Origin of the sequence: Kitasatospora griseola (assembly GCF_044999035.1) — a bacterium.
Lineage (GTDB): Bacteria > Actinomycetota > Actinomycetes > Streptomycetales > Streptomycetaceae > Kitasatospora > Kitasatospora griseola.
This window is the reverse complement of the sequence record NZ_CP173360.1, coordinates 115,005-132,094: the sequence shown is the minus strand read 5'-3', so window position 1 is coordinate 132,094 and position 17,090 is coordinate 115,005. Positions and strand designations below refer to the sequence as shown.

General features: G+C 73.6%; 19 protein-coding genes. 9 read left to right on the top strand and 10 right to left on the bottom strand.

Annotation, left to right across the window (positions count from 1 at the left end):
- Positions 1-472: 472 nt before the first annotated feature.
- Positions 473-844 (bottom strand): hypothetical protein, encoded by a 372-nt coding sequence (locus ACI1MP_RS00680; RefSeq protein WP_380330639.1) that lies wholly within the window; start codon positions 842-844, stop codon positions 473-475.
- A gap of 138 nt (positions 845-982) precedes the next feature.
- Here ACI1MP_RS00680 and ACI1MP_RS00675 point away from each other — a divergent pair, with 138 nt between their 5' ends.
- A complete protein-coding gene (locus ACI1MP_RS00675) occupies positions 983-2,641 on the top strand; it encodes an alkaline phosphatase D family protein (protein WP_380330636.1) in 1,659 nt (552 codons plus the stop codon).
- A gap of 101 nt (positions 2,642-2,742) precedes the next feature.
- Here ACI1MP_RS00675 and ACI1MP_RS00670 read toward each other — a convergent pair whose 3' ends face one another.
- The 5 genes from ACI1MP_RS00670 to ACI1MP_RS00650 form a co-directional block, all read right to left on the bottom strand.
- Entirely contained in the window at positions 2,743-3,543 is an 801-nt protein-coding gene (locus ACI1MP_RS00670) for an ABC transporter permease (protein ID WP_404867345.1), read from the bottom strand.
- Positions 3,540-4,595 (bottom strand): ATP-binding cassette domain-containing protein, encoded by a 1,056-nt coding sequence (locus tag ACI1MP_RS00665; protein WP_404867344.1) that lies wholly within the window; start codon positions 4,593-4,595, stop codon positions 3,540-3,542. Before ACI1MP_RS00665 ends, ACI1MP_RS00670 begins: the two co-directional genes overlap by 4 nt.
- Before the next feature lie 73 nt (positions 4,596-4,668).
- Complete coding sequence (locus tag ACI1MP_RS00660) at positions 4,669-5,514, bottom strand: DUF4097 family beta strand repeat-containing protein (protein ID WP_404867343.1); 846 nt, start codon at positions 5,512-5,514, stop codon at positions 4,669-4,671.
- A 71-nt stretch (positions 5,515-5,585) separates the two neighbouring features.
- On the bottom strand, positions 5,586-6,125 hold the full coding sequence (locus ACI1MP_RS00655; RefSeq protein WP_380330623.1) for a toxin-antitoxin system HicB family antitoxin: 540 nt from the start codon (positions 6,123-6,125) through the stop codon (positions 5,586-5,588).
- Between the two features lie 304 nt (positions 6,126-6,429).
- Positions 6,430-7,773: a hypothetical protein gene (locus tag ACI1MP_RS00650; protein ID WP_404867342.1), complete on the bottom strand. Its 1,344-nt coding sequence runs from the start codon at positions 7,771-7,773 to the stop codon at positions 6,430-6,432.
- A 138-nt stretch (positions 7,774-7,911) separates the two neighbouring features.
- Here ACI1MP_RS00650 and ACI1MP_RS00645 point away from each other — a divergent pair, with 138 nt between their 5' ends.
- On the top strand, positions 7,912-8,136 hold the full coding sequence (locus tag ACI1MP_RS00645) for a hypothetical protein (RefSeq protein ID WP_404867341.1): 225 nt from the start codon (positions 7,912-7,914) through the stop codon (positions 8,134-8,136).
- A 101-nt stretch (positions 8,137-8,237) separates the two neighbouring features.
- Positions 8,238-9,293: a hypothetical protein gene (locus ACI1MP_RS00640; protein ID WP_404867340.1), complete on the top strand. Its 1,056-nt coding sequence runs from the start codon at positions 8,238-8,240 to the stop codon at positions 9,291-9,293.
- Between the two features lie 61 nt (positions 9,294-9,354).
- Here the strand turns inward: ACI1MP_RS00640 and ACI1MP_RS00635 are convergent, their stop codons facing one another.
- Both ACI1MP_RS00635 and ACI1MP_RS00630 read right to left on the bottom strand, forming a co-directional pair.
- The gene (locus ACI1MP_RS00635; RefSeq protein WP_404867339.1) at positions 9,355-9,645 is read right to left on the bottom strand and encodes a hypothetical protein; all 291 of its coding nucleotides are present in this window, start codon (positions 9,643-9,645) and stop codon (positions 9,355-9,357) included.
- A 279-nt stretch (positions 9,646-9,924) separates the two neighbouring features.
- Complete coding sequence (locus ACI1MP_RS00630; RefSeq protein ID WP_380330606.1) at positions 9,925-10,419, bottom strand: hypothetical protein; 495 nt, start codon at positions 10,417-10,419, stop codon at positions 9,925-9,927.
- A 112-nt stretch (positions 10,420-10,531) separates the two neighbouring features.
- On the opposite strand from ACI1MP_RS00630, the gene ACI1MP_RS00625 reads away from it, so the two are divergent.
- The 4 genes from ACI1MP_RS00625 to ACI1MP_RS00610 all read left to right on the top strand — a co-directional run bounded on the left by ACI1MP_RS00625 (position 10,532) and on the right by ACI1MP_RS00610 (position 13,825).
- The gene (locus ACI1MP_RS00625) at positions 10,532-11,188 is read left to right on the top strand and encodes a hypothetical protein (protein ID WP_380330603.1); all 657 of its coding nucleotides are present in this window, start codon (positions 10,532-10,534) and stop codon (positions 11,186-11,188) included.
- 162 nt (positions 11,189-11,350) lie between these two features.
- Positions 11,351-11,812, top strand: a complete 462-nt coding sequence (locus tag ACI1MP_RS00620; protein WP_404867338.1) for a DUF6325 family protein — start codon at positions 11,351-11,353, stop codon at positions 11,810-11,812.
- 71 nt (positions 11,813-11,883) lie between these two features.
- On the top strand, positions 11,884-12,171 hold the full coding sequence (locus ACI1MP_RS00615) for an SHOCT domain-containing protein (protein WP_043912117.1): 288 nt from the start codon (positions 11,884-11,886) through the stop codon (positions 12,169-12,171).
- A 61-nt stretch (positions 12,172-12,232) separates the two neighbouring features.
- Entirely contained in the window at positions 12,233-13,825 is a 1,593-nt protein-coding gene (locus ACI1MP_RS00610) for an MFS transporter (RefSeq protein ID WP_380330594.1), read from the top strand.
- A 10-nt stretch (positions 13,826-13,835) separates the two neighbouring features.
- Here ACI1MP_RS00610 and ACI1MP_RS00605 read toward each other — a convergent pair whose 3' ends face one another.
- Positions 13,836-14,768, bottom strand: coding sequence for a DUF389 domain-containing protein (locus ACI1MP_RS00605; protein ID WP_404867337.1), 933 nt, complete (start codon positions 14,766-14,768; stop codon positions 13,836-13,838).
- An 84-nt stretch (positions 14,769-14,852) separates the two neighbouring features.
- Entirely contained in the window at positions 14,853-15,773 is a 921-nt protein-coding gene (locus tag ACI1MP_RS00600; RefSeq protein ID WP_404867336.1) for a helix-turn-helix transcriptional regulator, read from the bottom strand.
- Between the two features lie 105 nt (positions 15,774-15,878).
- Here ACI1MP_RS00600 and ACI1MP_RS00595 point away from each other — a divergent pair, with 105 nt between their 5' ends.
- Entirely contained in the window at positions 15,879-16,427 is a 549-nt protein-coding gene (locus ACI1MP_RS00595) for an NIPSNAP family protein (RefSeq protein ID WP_380330585.1), read from the top strand.
- 21 nt (positions 16,428-16,448) lie between these two features.
- Positions 16,449-17,087 carry a nucleotidyltransferase domain-containing protein gene (locus ACI1MP_RS00590; RefSeq protein WP_404867335.1) on the top strand — a complete coding sequence of 213 codons (639 nt, stop codon included), beginning with the start codon at positions 16,449-16,451 and terminating at the stop codon, positions 17,085-17,087.
- Positions 17,088-17,090 lie beyond the last annotated feature (3 nt).

Here is a 17,090-nt window from a genome sequence, read left to right as displayed (position 1 = left end):
CTGCGAGGGGCGTGCGCCAGGGCGGCTGCAGCGCCTGGTACGAGACGCCAACTCCCGCCGCAGCCGCGGCCGCCCGCCGGTCCGGGCGAGCTCGCGCAGCACCTGGTCGACCCCGATTCCCGTGGCGGTGTGGTCGTGCAGGCCGGTGGCCGCCTCCAAGGCGTGGAACTCGGCGTCGAACTCGTCCGCCCAACCGGCGTCCGGGGACTCTACCCTGAGCACGGTGGACAGGCAGCCGGTGCGCAGCAGCGGTAGCACGAGCAGGGGCGGGGGCAGATCGAGAGCCCGGGGATCGCCCGCAACCGGTCGATCGCTTCGTCACAGGATGTGATCACCAGGTGATTAGGGGAGCCTCCGGAGGGCTCGCCGTCGTGCCGGTGCGCTGCCCTGCTGGTGCGGTGCGCGCGGACCTCACCCGAACGAAGGAGCGTGCCGAGTTGACGGTGCCGCAGTACGGCCTCGGGCCGGGGCGTCAGCAGAAGGCCGCCGGGTCCTGGAGCCAGATCCGGAGGAGCTTGTGGGCCATCACGACGATCAGCGCCCAGAGCAGGAAGCGCCAGCGGGAGCGGCCGTGGCTCGCCGCCAGCCGGCCGGCGAGGACCGTCAGGGCGAAGGTGGGGACGGTGATCAACAGGCGGAAGAGGAACAGGAATCCGTCGCCCTGGGTGTGCTGGTCGGTCGGGATGCAGGGGGACGGGTAGCGGAGGGCGAGCAGGACGAGCTCCCAACCGGCCCACCATGCGAGCGGAAGGCAGGCGAGCAGCCACCAGCAGCCGGGGCGGGAGTGCCCAGGAGCCGCGGCGGGCTCCGGCCCGGCCCAGATGTCGTCGTCGTTCCAGGCCATCGGCCCTGCCCCCAAGCGCACGGCGCCTGGATGGTTCGCAGGCGACCTGATCGTCTTGGCGATATCGTGGTGAAAGCTTGACGAATAGTCAACCCGGGCTCTGGACAAGCCATTACCGGTGAGTAAATCTCGTCTGATGTGACCGAACCCACCGCCACCGCGCCCACCGCCCGCCCCGCGCGCCGCCAGGTCATCCAGGCGGCCGCCCTCACCGCCGGCGCCCTCGCCCTGCCGCTCGCCGCCACCGCCGGCAGCGCAGCCGCCGCCGGCGGGGCCCAGTTCCTGCACGGCGTCGCCTCGGGCGACCCGCTGCCCGACGGCATCCTGCTGTGGACCCGGGTCACCCCCGGCGCCACCGCCGTGCCCGGCTCCGGACTCGGGCCCGACACCGCCGTCCAGTGGCAGCTCGCCACCGACCGCGCCTTCACCACCGTCGTCGCGAGCGGCACCGTCACCACCACCGCCGCCACCGACCACACCGTCAAGGCCGACGTCCGCGGCCTGCGCCCCGACACCGCCTACTGGTACCGCTTCCTGGCCGGCGACGCCGTCTCGCCCGTCGGCCGCACCCGCACCGCCCCCGCCACCGACGCCGCCGTCGACCGACTGCGCCTGGGCGTCGCGTCCTGCGCCAACTGGGAGGCCGGCCACTTTTCCGCCTACCGCCACCTGGCCGCCCGGGGCGACCTGGACGCCTTCCTGTTCCTCGGCGACTACATCTACGAGTACGCCTCCGGCGCATACGGCACCCGCGGCACCGTGGTGCGCCCGCACGCCCCTGCCAACGAGATCACCACGCTCGCCGACTACCGCACCCGGCACGGCCGTTACAAGACCGACCAGGACCTGCAGGCGCTGCACGCCGCCGTCCCCACCATCGCCATCTGGGACGACCACGAGTTCGCCAACGACGCCTGGTCGGGCGGCGCCGAGAACCACACCCCCGGTGCCGAGGGCGACTGGAGCGCCCGGGTCGCCGCCGCCAAGCAGGCCTACTTCGAGTGGATGCCGGTCCGCCCGTCCATCGCCGGCACCACCTACCGGCGGCTGCGCTACGGCAAGCTCGCCGACCTGCACCTGCTCGACCTGCGCTCGTTCCGCTCGCAGCAGGCCGGCATCGGCGACGGCGATGTCGACTCCGCCGATCGCAGCATCACCGGCCGGGCCCAACTCGACTGGCTGAAGGCCGGGTTGGCCGCCTCCGACACCACCTGGCGGCTGGTCGGCAACGAGGTGATGATCTCGCCGGTCGCCTTCCTGTCACTGCCGGACTACCTGCTGCGCCCGCTCGCCCAACTGCTCGGCCTGCCCGGAGAGGGACTGGCCGTCAACACCGACCAGTGGGACGGCTACACCCACGACCGGCGCGAACTGCTCGGCCACCTGAAGGACCACCGCATCACCAACACGGTGTTCCTCACCGGCGACATCCACTCCGCCTGGGCCTGCGACGTGCCCTTCGAGGCCGCCACCTACCCGGCGTCCGGCAGCGCCGCCACCGAGTTCGTCGTCACCTCCGTCAGCTCCGACAACATCGACGACATCCTCAAGGTCGCCCCGCACACGCTCTCCCTGGTGGCCGTCGCCGCGATCCAGTCAGCCAACCGGCACGTCAAGTGGACCGACCTGGACTCGCACGGCTACGGCGTCCTCGACCTCACCGCCGAACGGGCGCAGATGGACTACTACGTCCTCTCCGACCGCACCAAGCCCGACGCCACCACCAAGTGGGCCCGCTCGTACCGCACCCGCAGCGGCACCCAGCAGATCGAGCGCGTCAACGCCCCGGTGAACTGACCGGCGCGCGGCACGGCCGGGGCCGGCGGATCACTTTCCGGGCCCCGGCCGTGTTGCCGACGGATTGCGTCCGGCCCGGGCCGGGGTTTGCCGACGGACGCTCAGCGGCGGGTGGTGGTGCGGTTGAACAGTCGGCGCGACCAGACGTAGCCGACTGTGCCGATCCCCGCGCACCAGGCCAGCGACACCCAGCCGCCGGAGCCGACCGGCGTCCCGGACAGCAGGCCGCGCAGGGTCTCGATCATCGGGGTGAACGGCTGGTACTCGGCGAACAGGCGCAGCCCCGGCGCCATCGAGCCGGCCGGCACGAACGCGGAACCCAGGAACGGCAGGAACTGAATGAGCAACGGCTTGTTGCTGGCCGACTCCACGGTCTTCGAGATCAGCCCGAGCGCCACCGACAGCCAGGTCACGGCCACCGCGATCGCGAGCAGCAGCCCGAACGCCGCCAACCACGCCGCCGCGCCCGCGTGCGGCCGGAAGCCGACCGCCAGGGCCACCGCGACCACCAGCACCAGCCCGACCAGGGTCTGGACGACACTGCCGATCACATGGCCGGTCATGAACGAGGACCGGACGATGTTCATCGTGCGGAAGCGGTTGATGATGCCGCCGGTCATGTCGGAGCAGATCGCCACCGAGGTGGACATCGAACCGCCCGCCACACCCATCACCAGGATGCCGGGCGTCAGGTAGGCCAGGTACGCGTCGCGCCCGCCGCCGGGGCCGGAGCCGAGGCTCGCACCGATCGAGTCGCCGAAGGCGAAGACGAACAGCAGCAGCATCAGGATCGGCGTCATCGCCTGACTGAGCGTCAGCGCCGGGTAGCGGGCCGCGTGCTTGAGGTTGCGGCGCAGCATGGTCATCGAGTCGTGCGCGGCCAGGGCGAGGGTGCTGCTCATCGCGGGGTCTCCTCGGCGGCAGGTCGGCGGGAGCCGTGCGGGGTGCCGGTGCCGGTGCCGGTGCCGGTGTTAGCGCCGGCGCTGGTGTCAGCGTCGGTGCCGGTGCCGGTACCGGTCAGGGCGAAGAAGACGTCGTCGAGGTCCGGGGTGTGCACGGAGAAGTCGGCGGCGGGGACGCCGGCCGCGTCCAGTCGGTCGATCACGCTGCGCAGGGCGGCCAGACCTGCGTCGCCGGCGATGCGCAGGGTGAGGTTCTCCTCGTCCCGGCTCGCGCCGGGGAAGGCGGCGCAGGCGCGTGCGAACCCGGCCGGGTCGGCGAGGCGCAGGCGGACGTGGCTGCCGGGGATGCGCGCCTTCAGCTCGTCGGCGGTGCCCTCGGCGACGATCCGGCCGCCGTCCAGGACGGCGATCCGGTCGGCGAGTTGGTCGGCCTCCTCCAGGTACTGGGTGGTCAGGAAGACCGTGGTGCCGCCCGCGACCAGGCCGCGCACGGTGTCCCACATGGTGCGGCGGCTGCGCGGGTCGAGACCCGTGGTCGGTTCGTCCAGGAAGATCACCTGCGGGTCGCCGACCAGCGTCATGGCCAGGTCGAGCCGGCGGCGCATCCCGCCGGAGAAGGTCGCGGCACGCCGGCCGGCCGCCTCCGCGATGTCGAACCGCTCCAGTAACTCCCTTACCCGAGCGCGCCCTTGGGGGCGCGGCAGGCGCAGCAGGTCGGCCATCAGGAGGAGGTTCTCCTCGGCCGTGAGCAGGTCGTCCAGGGCGGCGAACTGCCCGGTGACCCCGATCGCCGACCGCACCCCGTCGGGGTCGGTCAGCAGGTCGTGGCCGGCGATCTGCGCCTGGCCGCCGTCGGCGCCCACCAGGGTGGAGAGGATCTCCACGGTGGTGGTCTTGCCCGCGCCGTTCGGTCCGAGCAGCGCGAACACCGTCCCGGCGGGGATGGTGAGGTCGATGCTGTCGAGGACGGTCCGGTCGCCGTACGACTTGCGCAGGCCGATCGCGGTGACGGCGGGGGTGCCCGGCGTCCTCCCGCGTCTGGGTGTGGGCATGACAAATGGAGGCATGTGCCCTCCCGGTTGAGTGGCGTGAAGGGGTGTGCGTGAAACAGAAACCGAATGAGCGTCAGTCGCGGGCGCGACGAATGTCGATGTTGCCGTAGCGGGTGCGGGCCCGGATCTCGACGGTCTCCTCGTGCTGCTCCGGGGCGTCCGCGGCGGAGAGCGAGTTGCGGACCTGGCCGCGCTGTGCGCCGACCTCCAGCCAGGCCGCCGTGCCGGCCCGGACGCCGACCTCGATCGCGCCGAAGCCGGTCTCCAACTGCACGATGCCGCGTGCGACTTCCCCCACCAGCAGGGTGCCGCGGGCCGTACTGGCGTGCAGCGAGGCCGCGGCCCGTTCGACGGTGATGTCGCCGTTGGCGCCACTCACCTGCAGGTCGTCGGCGGCGAGCGCGACGGTGGTGCTGCCGTACGAGTTCTTCACCACCGCCGGGCCGTCCAGCAGCCCCACCCGGACGCTGCCCGAACTGGTGGTGATCTCCGCCAGGCCGTGCACCCGGTCGACGGCGATCGACCCGTGTGCCGCGGTCACTCGCAGCGGCCCGGTGCTGTCCAGCCGGACGTCACCGGACGCGGTCTTCACCTGCACTTCGCCCAGCCGGCCCTCGCCCAGCACCTGCGTCCACGCGCCGCCGGCCTCCAGCCGCGAGCCGGCCGGAAGCTCGACCGCGACGTCCACCGTGCCGGTCCGCCCCAGCAGATGGCGCTGCCTGGGCGTGCGGACGGTCAGCACGCCGCCCGCGAAGCCGATCTCGGTCTGCTCGGCGGCCCGCACGTCCGCCTCGCGATCGGGGTCGCGCGGCCGGGCCACCACCACGGTGTCGGCGCGGTCGGTCGCGATGACGTGCACCGAGCCCGCGGACACCTGGGCGTTCAGCGAGATCGGCTCGGGAGTGTCGAAAGAAGGCATGGCGATACCGTCCTCACGGGTCGTCAGAGGAGTCGGGGACTTCGGGGCTTGATCGTGGGGGGGTGCGGGGCTCAGCGGACCCAGCCCGTGAAGCTCTGGCCGAACGCCTGCGAGCGCTCCACCGGCCCCCGCGCCCGGCCCCCGTCCTCGACGGCGGACACCACCGCCCGCACCAGCCAGGCATTGACCGACAGCCCCTCACGGGCAGCCGCCGCCTCGGCCCGCGCCTTCAACTGGGCCGGCAGCCGCAGATTGATCCGGGCCGTCCCCCCGTCGTCCTCGACGCCGGACGGATCGGCCGGTGGCAGGGGGGCCGGCGGGAGGGAGGTCGACGGGAGACCGGCGGGCCCGGCCGGGGCGCTCTCGGCGAGCGGCGCAGTGACCACGAAGTCCGGGTCCAGGCCCCGCAGTCGTACATCGACCGACCCCGGGGCGAGCTCGCGCGTGACCTCGGCCATCGCATCCGACAGCACATTGAGCATGGCCAGCCGCACCGCCGACTCCAACGGCGCCGTCAACCGATCGGCCAACGCCCGGGCATCGGCCCCTCCGGCCTCGGCGGCCACGGCCAACTCGCGCCGGAGGTTGTCGACATACGGGGTGAGGTCCATGGCCCCATCGTGGCACCAATCTGATGCCACATCAACTCCTTTGGTGGCAGTGGTTGGTGGCTTGACGCGAGGTGCGGGATGACCTGCGGAGATGGCTCTCCGAACGGCGGGCGGGGCTGCGGTTCGAGGCGGTGCCATGCGGTGCCACACGGCGCCATGTGGTGCCATGCGGTGCCAGATGGTGCCGCCGTCGACGGATGCGGACACCTGTGGTGCGGGCTCCGGTTCTGCGGTTACAGCTCCGCCGCCCGCATGATGTGGCGTTCGTGCGCCGACGGCCCCGTCCGGCTGTCGGGCCAGGTCGTCACCTCGGCGGCTCGTCGGCCCACAGGCGGATTGTCGGTACGAGTGGCGGCGGGGGTTCGGTGTGCCGATGGAGCGCCAGAGCCTCCTCGACGCGGCCCAGGACGACGAGTTGCTCGGCCAGGGTGTCGAGGTTTTCGCCCTCGTGCACGCGGAGGGCGGCGATGGCCTCCTCGGTGCGGCCGGCCGTGGCGAGGAGTTGTGCGAGATCGGAGGCCGCGTACGAGGTGGCGCCTTCGGGGTGGGAGCGGGCCTGCGCGATGGCCGCGTCGACTCCGAGGTGGGCGGCGAGCAGTGGCAGCCGGAGCCGGTACAGGTCCCACGCCTCCTCGCCGTTGCGCAGCGTGGCGAGGTCGTCGAGGTGGGCCAGGCCGTCGGCGGGGCGGCCCTGGGCGAGGTACTGGTCGGCGAGGGTGTGGAGAGCCCAGTCGTCCCCGGGGTGGGCGTCGGCCCGGGCGCGGAGTGTGTCGATCGCCTCCTCGCCCCGGCCGTGGCGGGCCAGGAGTCGGGCGAGTCCGAATGCCGAGTGCGCCCGCCCGCTGTGCTGTCGGTACACCGCGATCGCGCCGTGGACGTCCCCGCGCTCCTCCAGTAGCTGCACCAGCCGTTCCGCGGCGGCGTCCCGTCCGTCACCCGCCGCGTAGGCGCGCAGCTCGTCGACGCGGTCGTGCCGGGCCAACAGCTCGGCCGACTGGTCGTGGCCGTTGGACGAGGCGAAACGCCGACGCGCGAGCAGGGCGATCGCTTCGTCCACGCGGCCCTGCCGCTCGCGGATCGTGGCGAGCAGGCCGAGCGCGGTGTCGGTGTCGAAACCGTTGCAGCACCACGGGAAGTCCGAGCACCGGTGGGCGTCGACCCGGGCGGTGAGCAGTTCGGCGGCTTCCTCGTCGCGGTCGGCGACGTGGGCGACGTCGACCAGGGCGTCGGCGATGGACGACTTGCCGACGTGCGGCAGCAGCAGGTCGAACGCCTCTGCGGCTCGGCCGTGGCGGGCCAGCAGACGGGCGTAGTACTCCAGTGCGTTCGGGTGTCCGAGGGCCGTGCGGGCCCGGACGGTCTCGATCGCCGCGTCGATCCGTCCCCGGTCCTCCAACAGTTCGGCCAGCGCCACGACCGCCGTCCACCGGCCCGTCGCGGCGTACGGGGCGAGGACCTCGATCGCCTCGGCCAGGCAGCCCCGTTCGGCGAGCAGCCGGGCCCAGGCCTGCGCGCAGAGCCACTCGCCGCGCCCCGCCCGGTCCGCCACCACGGTGGCATGACCGTGTGCCAGCAGGCGGGAGACCAGTTCCGGCGGGATGCAGCGGGAGACCGTCCGGGCCCGGTGCTCAAGATCATTGGCGTCCACGGCCCGCACCGTAGTGCCGGTCACCGACACCGCACCGGTCCGGCGACCCCGGCGTGGTGCTGATGGTGCGTCATGGCATCGATCGGACCGGCAGGTAGCATCGCGGCAAGCAACCGCCGACGGGGGAGGATCGCAGTCATGACCGAGGAACGCCGCACCCGTTGGTGGCAGCGTCGGGCCGCCGCCGAGCCCGTCGGGGAGTCCGGGTTCGATGTGGTGCGGCGCGGATACGACCGGCAGCAGGTGGACGCGCATCTCGCGTTGCCGCCCGGGCAGCGGCCGCGGCCGGCCGCGTTCGACATCGTTCGGTTCGGCTATGAGCGCAGGCAGGTCGACGAGGCGTTGCGCCGCGAGCTGGACTGAACGTTCTTGCAGGGCTCCCGGGTCGAGGTGCCGCCGAAAATCCTTTGCGGTCGAACCGGTTGGCGTGCGATCTTGTGCGCGTCGTCGAAGGAGGGTGCCCATTGGAGCTCTTCGCGTGCGCGCACTGTGCGAGCGCACTCACCCGGCCGGTCAGCCGGGTCCGGTTTCCGCCGTACGCCCATCACCAGATCGGCAACGGTGTGCAGTTGCCGGCCCTGTTGGACCTCGGGAACTACGCGGTCGACCCGGATCCGTTCGGCCCGCCCTGGCGGCCGTGGGACGAGTTGACCGACGACGAGGCGGAGGCGCGCGGCTATTACGCCCCCGTTCACCACTGGGTGTCCGACGGCACGGCCGGGCGGATCCTGCTGGCGCCCGGCGACGACATCGGCACCGCGCTGATACTCGATCGCGCCGACGGCGCCTGCTGCGGCCTCACCGCCCATGGCGGTCCCAACGTGGCCTGCGCCCGTTGCGGGCGCCCCGTCGGCGCACGCGAGGACGACTGCTCGTTCTGGCAGGCCGTCTGGCTGGATCCCGATGCGGTCCGCGCGGTCCCCGCCGGCCCCGAGCCGCCCGTCGTGGAGTGGACGGACGTGGTCCACGAGCGTTTCGCCGTTCCCCCGGTCGATGCGGACGGCCGCTGGAACCACCGGTGCAGGCAGGAGATCTGCGTGACCGTCGTCGACCTGATAGTCGCCGCCGACGGCGCGCCCGTCGTGTTCGACGACGAGGAGGCCGCCGCCCTGTTCGGCCGAGCCCTGAGCCACTACGTGATCGGTGCCGAGGGGCTCCCGAAGCACTGCGCGCTGTACGGCCCCGGCCGCCCGCCGGCGGCCCGGTACCCCGCGTTGGCCCTCGTCCCGCGGCATCCGCAGACCGGCCGCCCCTGGCCCACCCCGCCCGGTGTCACCGGCGTCCCGCTCGACGTCGAGGTCTGGCGGTGCCTCGCCTTCCCCCGCACCCGCTCCGCCGTCCGCGTCCCGGGCCGGCTGCGCGCCGAGATCGACCGCGACGATCCGCCCTCACCACGCCGGCGCGGCGCAGTGTGGTTCGACTCATGGCTGATCAGCGACCTGCTGGCCCGTCACCCCGCCGTCCGCCGTCCGGCCGTGCAGGCCGCCCACCGGGTCGGCGATGAGTTCTGGTGGTGCTGACGGGGCGAGTGACGGTCGGATGTTCTTTCGGACAACGACCGCGAGGCCGGCCGAAGGTTCGTCAACCCAGGCGCGTGAAGGATCCGGTTCGAGTCCCCCGGGCTGCCGGGCCACTGGACGGACCGGCCGCGGAGATCTCCTTCGAGACGACCTGTCCGGTCCCGGCGTAGGGCTGCGAGAGGCAACGCACCGCGTCCTCGCAGGAGTTGGCCGCGTGCGCCGGGGAGGCGCCCGTGAAGGCACCGGCGGCGAGGACGAGCGCGGCGGCGAACGACTCGATCCGGCGGGTCAGGCGGGTCAGGCGGGTCAGGCGGGTCAGGCGGGTCAGGCGGGTCAGGCGGTGGAGCTTCATGGGGCGTGGGACCTTTCGAACGGCACTGCGGGAGGGGCAGCCCGTACCGCGCGAGCGCTCGCCTGGGTCGGCCAATGGCGGCGGCAGTCACGGTGGTTCGGGTACCGGCACGATGATGGCGGCCCGACGCGGCCCCGATCGATGCGAGAGTGCTGCGGCTCGGCCGATCGGGTGGTACGTACTACCGCGTCCCGGCGCGCACCCGCCCGAACTGCGCCACCGTGCGCGCCGCGAGCGGGTGCGGAGCCCGGGGCTGCGCGTCCCCGTTGCGGCCGGAGGTCAGACCCGGACCGCGCGGACCCGGTCGGCCGCCAGGTGCAGTTCGTACGGCAGGCAGCAGTCCGAGCAGAGCGTGGCCACCAGGGTGCCGCAGGCGCACAGTTGGTTCATTCCGCCGTTCGGCGTCGCCCCGCAGCAGGCCGCCGAGGCGTGGCGCACTTCCAGACCGAAGGCGTCGTCGGGATTGAGGACGATGCTGCCCTGCGGGCCTCGCGGGATCAGCGGCTGCCCGTTGGCGTCGGGCACGCGTTCGCGAGGCATGCCCCCCGTACCGGTCGCCGAGAGCGGGCCGCACGGCCCGGTCTCGACCGCGAAGCAGCCCGCCGGCACCGTCGCCGGCGACGGTCCCGATGTCTCGGCCTCCCACCAGGCATGGAACGGCGGCGGGGGGACGGCGGGCAACTGCCGCAGCGCCCCGGTCAGGGCGGCGTCGCAGGCGGCGCACCGGAAGACGGTCAGTCCGGTGTCGGCGGCCGGGTCGAGCTGTTCGTGCATGTGTCGACCGTATCGAGCCGGACGGGCCGTCACCCGGGCGAGTGGGAAAGGGGCCGCCGCGAGGCGTAGGTTCGGGGGCGGTGATCCACAACTGACGGGTGGTGGTTGAAGGATGGGCGAGGCGCATCCGCTGCTGGGGTACTTCCTGGACGCGGCCGAGGGCAGGTTTCCGCCGGTGGACGGCGGGGTGACGGTGGTTCCGCCACTCGGGGGCGGACTGGAGGGGTCGGTGGCGTTCACCGGGCACGCGGTGGTGGCCACGGCGCGGTCGGCGGCCGAGGTGAAGGCGCAGGGGCCGGACGGGTTCGGGGAGTCGATGGGGCCCGACTTCCTGCGGTACCTGGCGGGGCCCGGCGGCTGGATCGGCTGCATCGACGCGACGCTGGTCGCCCGCGGCCGGGGCGGCCCCGCCCAACTGGGGCCGCTGGACGGCGCGGACGGCCACCCGCGGGTGCAGCACGCCCGGGAGGTGCGCACGGACGTGGGCGTGTACGGGGACGGGCGCGGGCTGGTGACGCTCGCTCAAGGTCTGGCCGGACGGCGGGAGTTGAGCATCGAGCTGCACCGGCCGGACGACCCCGGGCCGGGCCGCGGGCGCTCGCTGATCGCCGACGCGCTCACCCTCGTCCCGGACGGCGAACCGGTGTTCGCCGCCGTCTCGCCCGGCAACGCCCGCTCCCTGCGTGCCTTCCTCGCCTGCGGCTTCACCCCGATCGGCAGCGAAGTCCTGCTGCGCCCGCACCGACCCGACCCGGCTCGACCTGCGTAGCGGGCGTGCCGGGTCTTCACGGACAGTGACGACGCCGGTGGCGGGGGAGGGGCGGGAGCCCGCGGTCGGGGCTAGCGTGGACGGTGGGCCGGTCGGCGGCGAGTGCCTCCGGCCCGACACCGGTCGGCATGCGTAGCCGGCCGCCGCCCCCCGGGAGCCGCCGTGAGCAACCAACCCCAAGGCCTGGAAGAACTGGGCCCGATCGACTACCTGGTGATCTCGTTCCCGGGCAGCCGACTGACCGGTGAGGGAATGCCCCTGCTGGTCGACCTGGTCGACCGGGGCATCATCCGGATCCTCGACCTGACGTTCGTCCGGAAGGGCGCCGACGGCACGATCGCGGGCGTCGAGATCGGCGACCTCGACGGGGACGGGCAGCTGGACCTCGCCGTGTTCGAGGGCGTCTCCTCCGGCCTGCTCGGCGACGCCGACCTCGCCGAGGCCGGCGCGCTGCTCGACCCCGGCGACTCCGCGGTCGTCCTGCTCTACGAGAACCGGTGGGCCGCCCCGCTGGCCGCCGCGCTGCGCCGGGCCGACGCCCGGATGCTCGCCGGCGGCCGCGTCCCGCTGCAGGACCTCGTCGAGGTGCTCGACGCGATCGACGAGCTCGGGACCACGAGCTGACCGGGCCGCTCGCCCGGCCCGCCGGGGAGCGGTCGAAGCGCACGTGATCGAACAGGAAAGGTGGGACAACCATGCCCGGACTGCTCCGCGGCGTCGCCCGTACCGCGGTCGTCGCCGGAACCGCCACCGCCGTCTCCAACCGGGTCTCCCGTCGGCAGGCCGGCCGGTGGGCCCAGCAGGACGCCCAGCAGGTCGTCTACGCGGAACCCGCCCCGCCGCCGCAGGCGCCGGCGCAGACGGGCGCCCCGAGCATGGAGGAGAAGCTCGAACAACTCCAGCAGCTCGCCGCGCTCAAGGACAAGGGCGTGCTCACCGAGCAGGAGTTCGCCGCGCAGAAGGCGCGGATCCTCGGCGGCTGACGCCGGACGGCCGCCGGTCCGCCACCGGGGAACGGATGAGCCGGGCAGCCCGGGAGGCGCAGTGAACAGGTGGAAGCCGCTGGTCGTCCTCGGGACGGCGCAGTTCCTGATGGTGCTGGACGCCTCGGTGATGAACGTGTCGATCAGCCAGCTGGTCGCGGACTTCCACACCGACGTGACCACCATCCAGGCCGTCATCACCCTCTACACCCTGGTGATGGCGGCCTTCATGCTGACCGGCGGCAGGATCGGCGACATGATCGGCCGCCGACGGGTCTTCGTGATCGGCCTGTTCGTGTACGGGATCGGCTCCGGCCTGACCGCGCTCGCCCCGACCGTCGGCGTGCTCGCGCTCGGCTGGTCGGTGATCGAAGGACTGGGCGCGGCGCTGGTGCTGCCGGCGCTGGCCGCCCTGGTGGCCGGCTCCTACCAGGGGCGCGAGCGGGCGATCGCCTACGGCGTGGTCGGCGGCCTGGCCGGCGCGGGCATCGCCGTCGGGCCGCTGCTCGGCGGCTGGGTCACCACGTACCTGACCTGGCGGCTGGTGTTCGCAGGCGAGGTGGTCCTGGTCGTCGCGATCCTCGCGGTGATGCGCTGGATCCCGCCGCAGCCCGCACCCACCGAGCGGTCCGGGCTGGACGTGCTCGGAGCCGCGCTGTCCGCCGCCGGCCTGGCCCTGGTGGTGCTGGCCGTCCTGCAGAGCGGCACCTGGGGCTGGGTCCAGCCGCGCAACCCGCCGTTCACCGTCCTCGGCTTCGCGCCGACGCTGTTCGCCATCGGGCTCGGCGCCGCGCTGCTGTACGCGTTCTGCGTCCATGAACGGCACCGGGAGCGCAGCGGCGGGACACCGCTGGTCTCGCTGGACCTGTTCGGCAACCGGCCGCTGCGCGCGGGGCTGGTGACGCTGTTCAACCAGAACACCGTGCTGCTCGGACTGTTCTTCGTCATCCCGCTCTACCTCCAGGTGGTGCAGGGACTGGACGCCTTCCAGACCGGGCTGCGGCTGCTGCCGGTCTCCGTGGCGATGCTCGCCACCTCGATGTGCGGCTCGCTGCTGCTGCGGTTCGCCTCGACCCGGACGATCGTCCGGCTGGGCCTGCTGGTGCTGCTCGCCGCCACACTGTGGCTGATCACCGCCATCGGGCCGGAGCTGAAGGGCGGCTCGTTCGCGGGCGCGATGGCCCTGCTCGGCATCGGCCTGGGCATGCTCGCCTCCCAGCTGGGCAACACGGTGCAGTCCAGCGTCCGGACGGCGGAGCGCAGCGAGGCCGGCGGCCTCCAGTACACCGCGCAGAACCTCGGCTCCTCGCTGGGCACGGCGCTGATCGGCGCGCTCCTGGTCGGAGCCCTCGCGGCGTCCGTCACCACCCGGATCGAGAGCGACCCGCGGGTGAGCGCGGCCGTCGCGCAGGAGACCGTGACGCACGTCGCGGCGGGAGTGTCGTTCGTACCCGCCGACCAGGTCGCCACCGCCCTGGCCGCCCGGCCCGACGTGCCGCCGCAGGAGGCCGAGGCGATCGTCGGCCACTACCGGGACGCGCAGATCCAGGGCCTGAAGTCCGCCGTCCTCGCCTGCACGGTGATCACCGCCGGCGCGCTGCTGTTCACCCGGCACCTCCCCGCCACCCGCGAGGCGCTCCGGCCACCGGACTGACGGCCCCGCCTCAGCGCGGCCTGCGGGCCGCGAGTCGCCAGGCGCCCTGCTGGACGAGCAGGGTCAGCACCCCGGCCAGGACGATCCCCGACAGGTTGAGGGCGAGTTGCACGGCGGAGCCCCAGCCCTGCGCGTACTCGCCGTAGGCGACCGCCACGGCGGCGTTGGCCGCGGCCGGCACGGTGGTGACCGAGATCGCCACCCCGACCAGCGCCGACGCCTTGGCCGAGGTCAGCGACAACAGGCCCGCGACACCGGCGAGGAAGGCCACCACGAAGGACATGGCGTCCGGCTGCCAGATGAACGAGGTGTTGGGGCGGGCCGCGGCGAACTCGGCGTCGCTGAACAGCCCGAGGGCGTCCATCAGCAACGCGAACCCCACGGTGAGGACCATCGCCACGGTGAACCCGACCACCAGGGCCAGCAGCGAGCGGAGCGCGGGGCGGGCCCGGCGCTGCACGACGGCGACGCACAGCCCGGCCAGCGGACCGAACTCCGGGCCCACGGCCATCGCGCCGACCACCAGGATCGCGCTGTCCAGGACGGCGCCGCAGGCGGCCAGCATGGTGGCGACCGTCAGCAGGGCGAGGAAGACCCAGCTCAGCGTGGACTCCTCGTGGACGATCCCCGACACCTCCTCCCACACCAGCGCGTCCGCGCCCTCGCCCGGGGCCTGCTGCTCCGCCTCCTCGGCCGCCCGCGAGATGGTCAGCCCGGCCTCGTCCATGGTGATCGCCCCGCGCTCGGCCAGGCCCAACGCCCTCAGCTCACCGAGCAGTTCGTCGACAGACTCGCGCGCCACGTCGCACAGCACCAGATCGCCGGCCGGCCGGACCGCGCCGCCGGGCAGCACCGCGACGTGGGCGACGCCGACGCAGGCGTCCAGCCGGTCGAGCACCTGCGCACGCAGGTCGGCGGGAACGATGAGTCGAAGCTGAAGCAAGGAGTCCTCCGGGCGGTCGTACTGTCCGCCAAACCCTAGGCCCTGTCGGCCCCGGGCCCCGGCCGGGAGCAGGGCCGGGGCGGCTCACTGCGCGTAGCGGGCCGCCAGGGTGCGGGCGGTGGCGGCGAGACGGGCGCGAAGGGCGAGCGGTTCGAGGACCTCGATGTCGGCGCCCAGCCGGAGGAACTCGCCGTGCGCGTGGTCGACGGACTCGATCGGGACCCGGGCCTGCGTCCAGCCGTCGTCGGCCGGTGCGACGCCGAGGCGGCGGGCGCCCTCCGGGGTGAGGCGGACCAGGGCGTGGCCGGTGTGCAGGCGGGCCCGGAAGTCGGCCAATCGGGCGGCCCAGCAGGCGGCCAGGGAGAAGTCCGCCGGGACGGTGAACTCCTTTTCGAGGCAGGTGAGTTCGAGGATCTGGTCGACCCGGTAGGTGCGCGGCCCGTCCGCCACCAGGTACCAGCGGCCGGCCTTCAGGACCAGCCCGTACGGCTCGACCCGCCGGGTGATCTCCTCCGGGGCGCGCCAACGGCGGTAGCGCATCAGCACCGCGCGCCGCGCCCACACCGCACCGGCCACCGCCGTCAGGTGCGGGGTGGGGTCGGCGTCTCCGTACCAGCCGGGCGCGTCGAGCAGGAAGCACTCCTGGATCCGGTCGGCGTGCGCACGCGCCTGAGCGGGGAGGGCCGCGCGCAGCTTGAGCCGGGCGGTGGCGAGGGCCTCGCCGAGGCCGAGTTCGGCGGCGGCGCCCGGCAGCGCGGCGAGGAACGCGGCCTGCGCCTCGTCGGCCGTCAGCCCGGTGAGGCGGGTCCGGTAGCCGTCCACCAGGCGGTAGCCGCCCGCGTGCCCGGCCTCGCCGTACAGCGGGATGCCGGCGGCGGCCAGCGCCTCGACGTCCCGGTAGACCGTCCGGACGGAGACCTCCAGCTCCTGCGCCAGCTGACGGGCCGTCAACCTCCCCCGGCCCTGGAGCAGCAACAGGAGGGTGACCAGTCGGCTCGCACGCATGCGCGGAAGTGTCCCGCTCTCCACTGACAGCAGATGTCAGGGGAGCGGCCCTAACCTGCCACGCATGAGCACCACGACCCCCATCCGGACCGGAGCGGCAGCCGCGTGAACATCGTCGAACTCCGCCAGTACACCCTGCACCCCGGCGCCCGGGACACCCTGATCGACCTGTTCGAGCGGGAGTTCGTCACCGGCCAGCAGGCCGTCGGCATCGCACTCGGCGGCCGCTTCCGCGACCTGGACGATCCCGACCGCTTCGTCTGGATCCGCGCCTTCCCCGACATGACGCAGCGTCGGCGCGCCCTGGAGGCGTTCTACACCGGCCCGGTGTGGCGGGCGCACCGCGACGCGGCCAACGCCACGATGATCGACAGCGACGACGTCCTGCTGCTGCGCGGCCCCGGCTACACCCCCGCGCCCGGCCTCCGCGAGGTGGGCGTGACGATCTGCCGGCCGCCGTCCGCCGCCGAGTTCGACGCCTACGCCGGCCGGCACCTGACACCCGAACACGCCCTGCACCGCACCGAACACGCCGTCAACGACTACCCGCAGCTGCCCGTCCGCACCGGCCTCGACGTCCGCGTCTGGTTCGGCCCGGCCGAACCGCCGCCGTGGACGCCCCTCCACCGCCTGCGGCTGGCACCGGTGTCGTAGCAGAGGGTCCAGGGTCGAGGGATGACGGACACCGAACCGCCGGGCGGCGCCCGGCCCGATGACGGGGAGATCGCCGAAGGCTGGGCGGAGCCGTGGCGGCCCGGGCAGGTCGCGTCGCGGTTGGCGGGGCTGGAAGTGCCGTGGTGCGTGGCGGCGGGGTGGGCGCTGGACCTGTTCCTCGGGCGGGAGGGCCGACCGCACGGGGATCTGGAGATCGCGGTGCCTGCGGCCGCGTTCGAGGAAGTGCGAGGCCGCTTCCCGGAGTTGGAGTTCGACGCGGTCGGCTCCGGCACGGTGTGGCCCGCCGCCGGGCCCGCGGCGCTCGCCGCCACCCACCAGACCTGGGCGCGCGAACCGGCGAGCGGCCGGTGGCGGTTCGACGTCTTCCGCGAGCCGCACGACGGCACGACGTGGATCTGCCGACGTGACCGGTCGCTGCGCCTGCCCTACGCGGAGGTCGTCGAGCGGACCGCCGCCGGCATCCCGTACCTGCGGCCCGAACTGGTGCTGCTGTTCAAGGCGAAGGCGACCCGCCCCAAGGACCGGGCCGACTTCGACCGCGTCCTGCCGCACCTGCCGCCCGACCGCCGCCGGGCCCTCGTCGGATGGCTCGCCCGCGTGCACCCGGGCCACCCCTGGCTGGAGCGGGCGGCCGGCTGAACG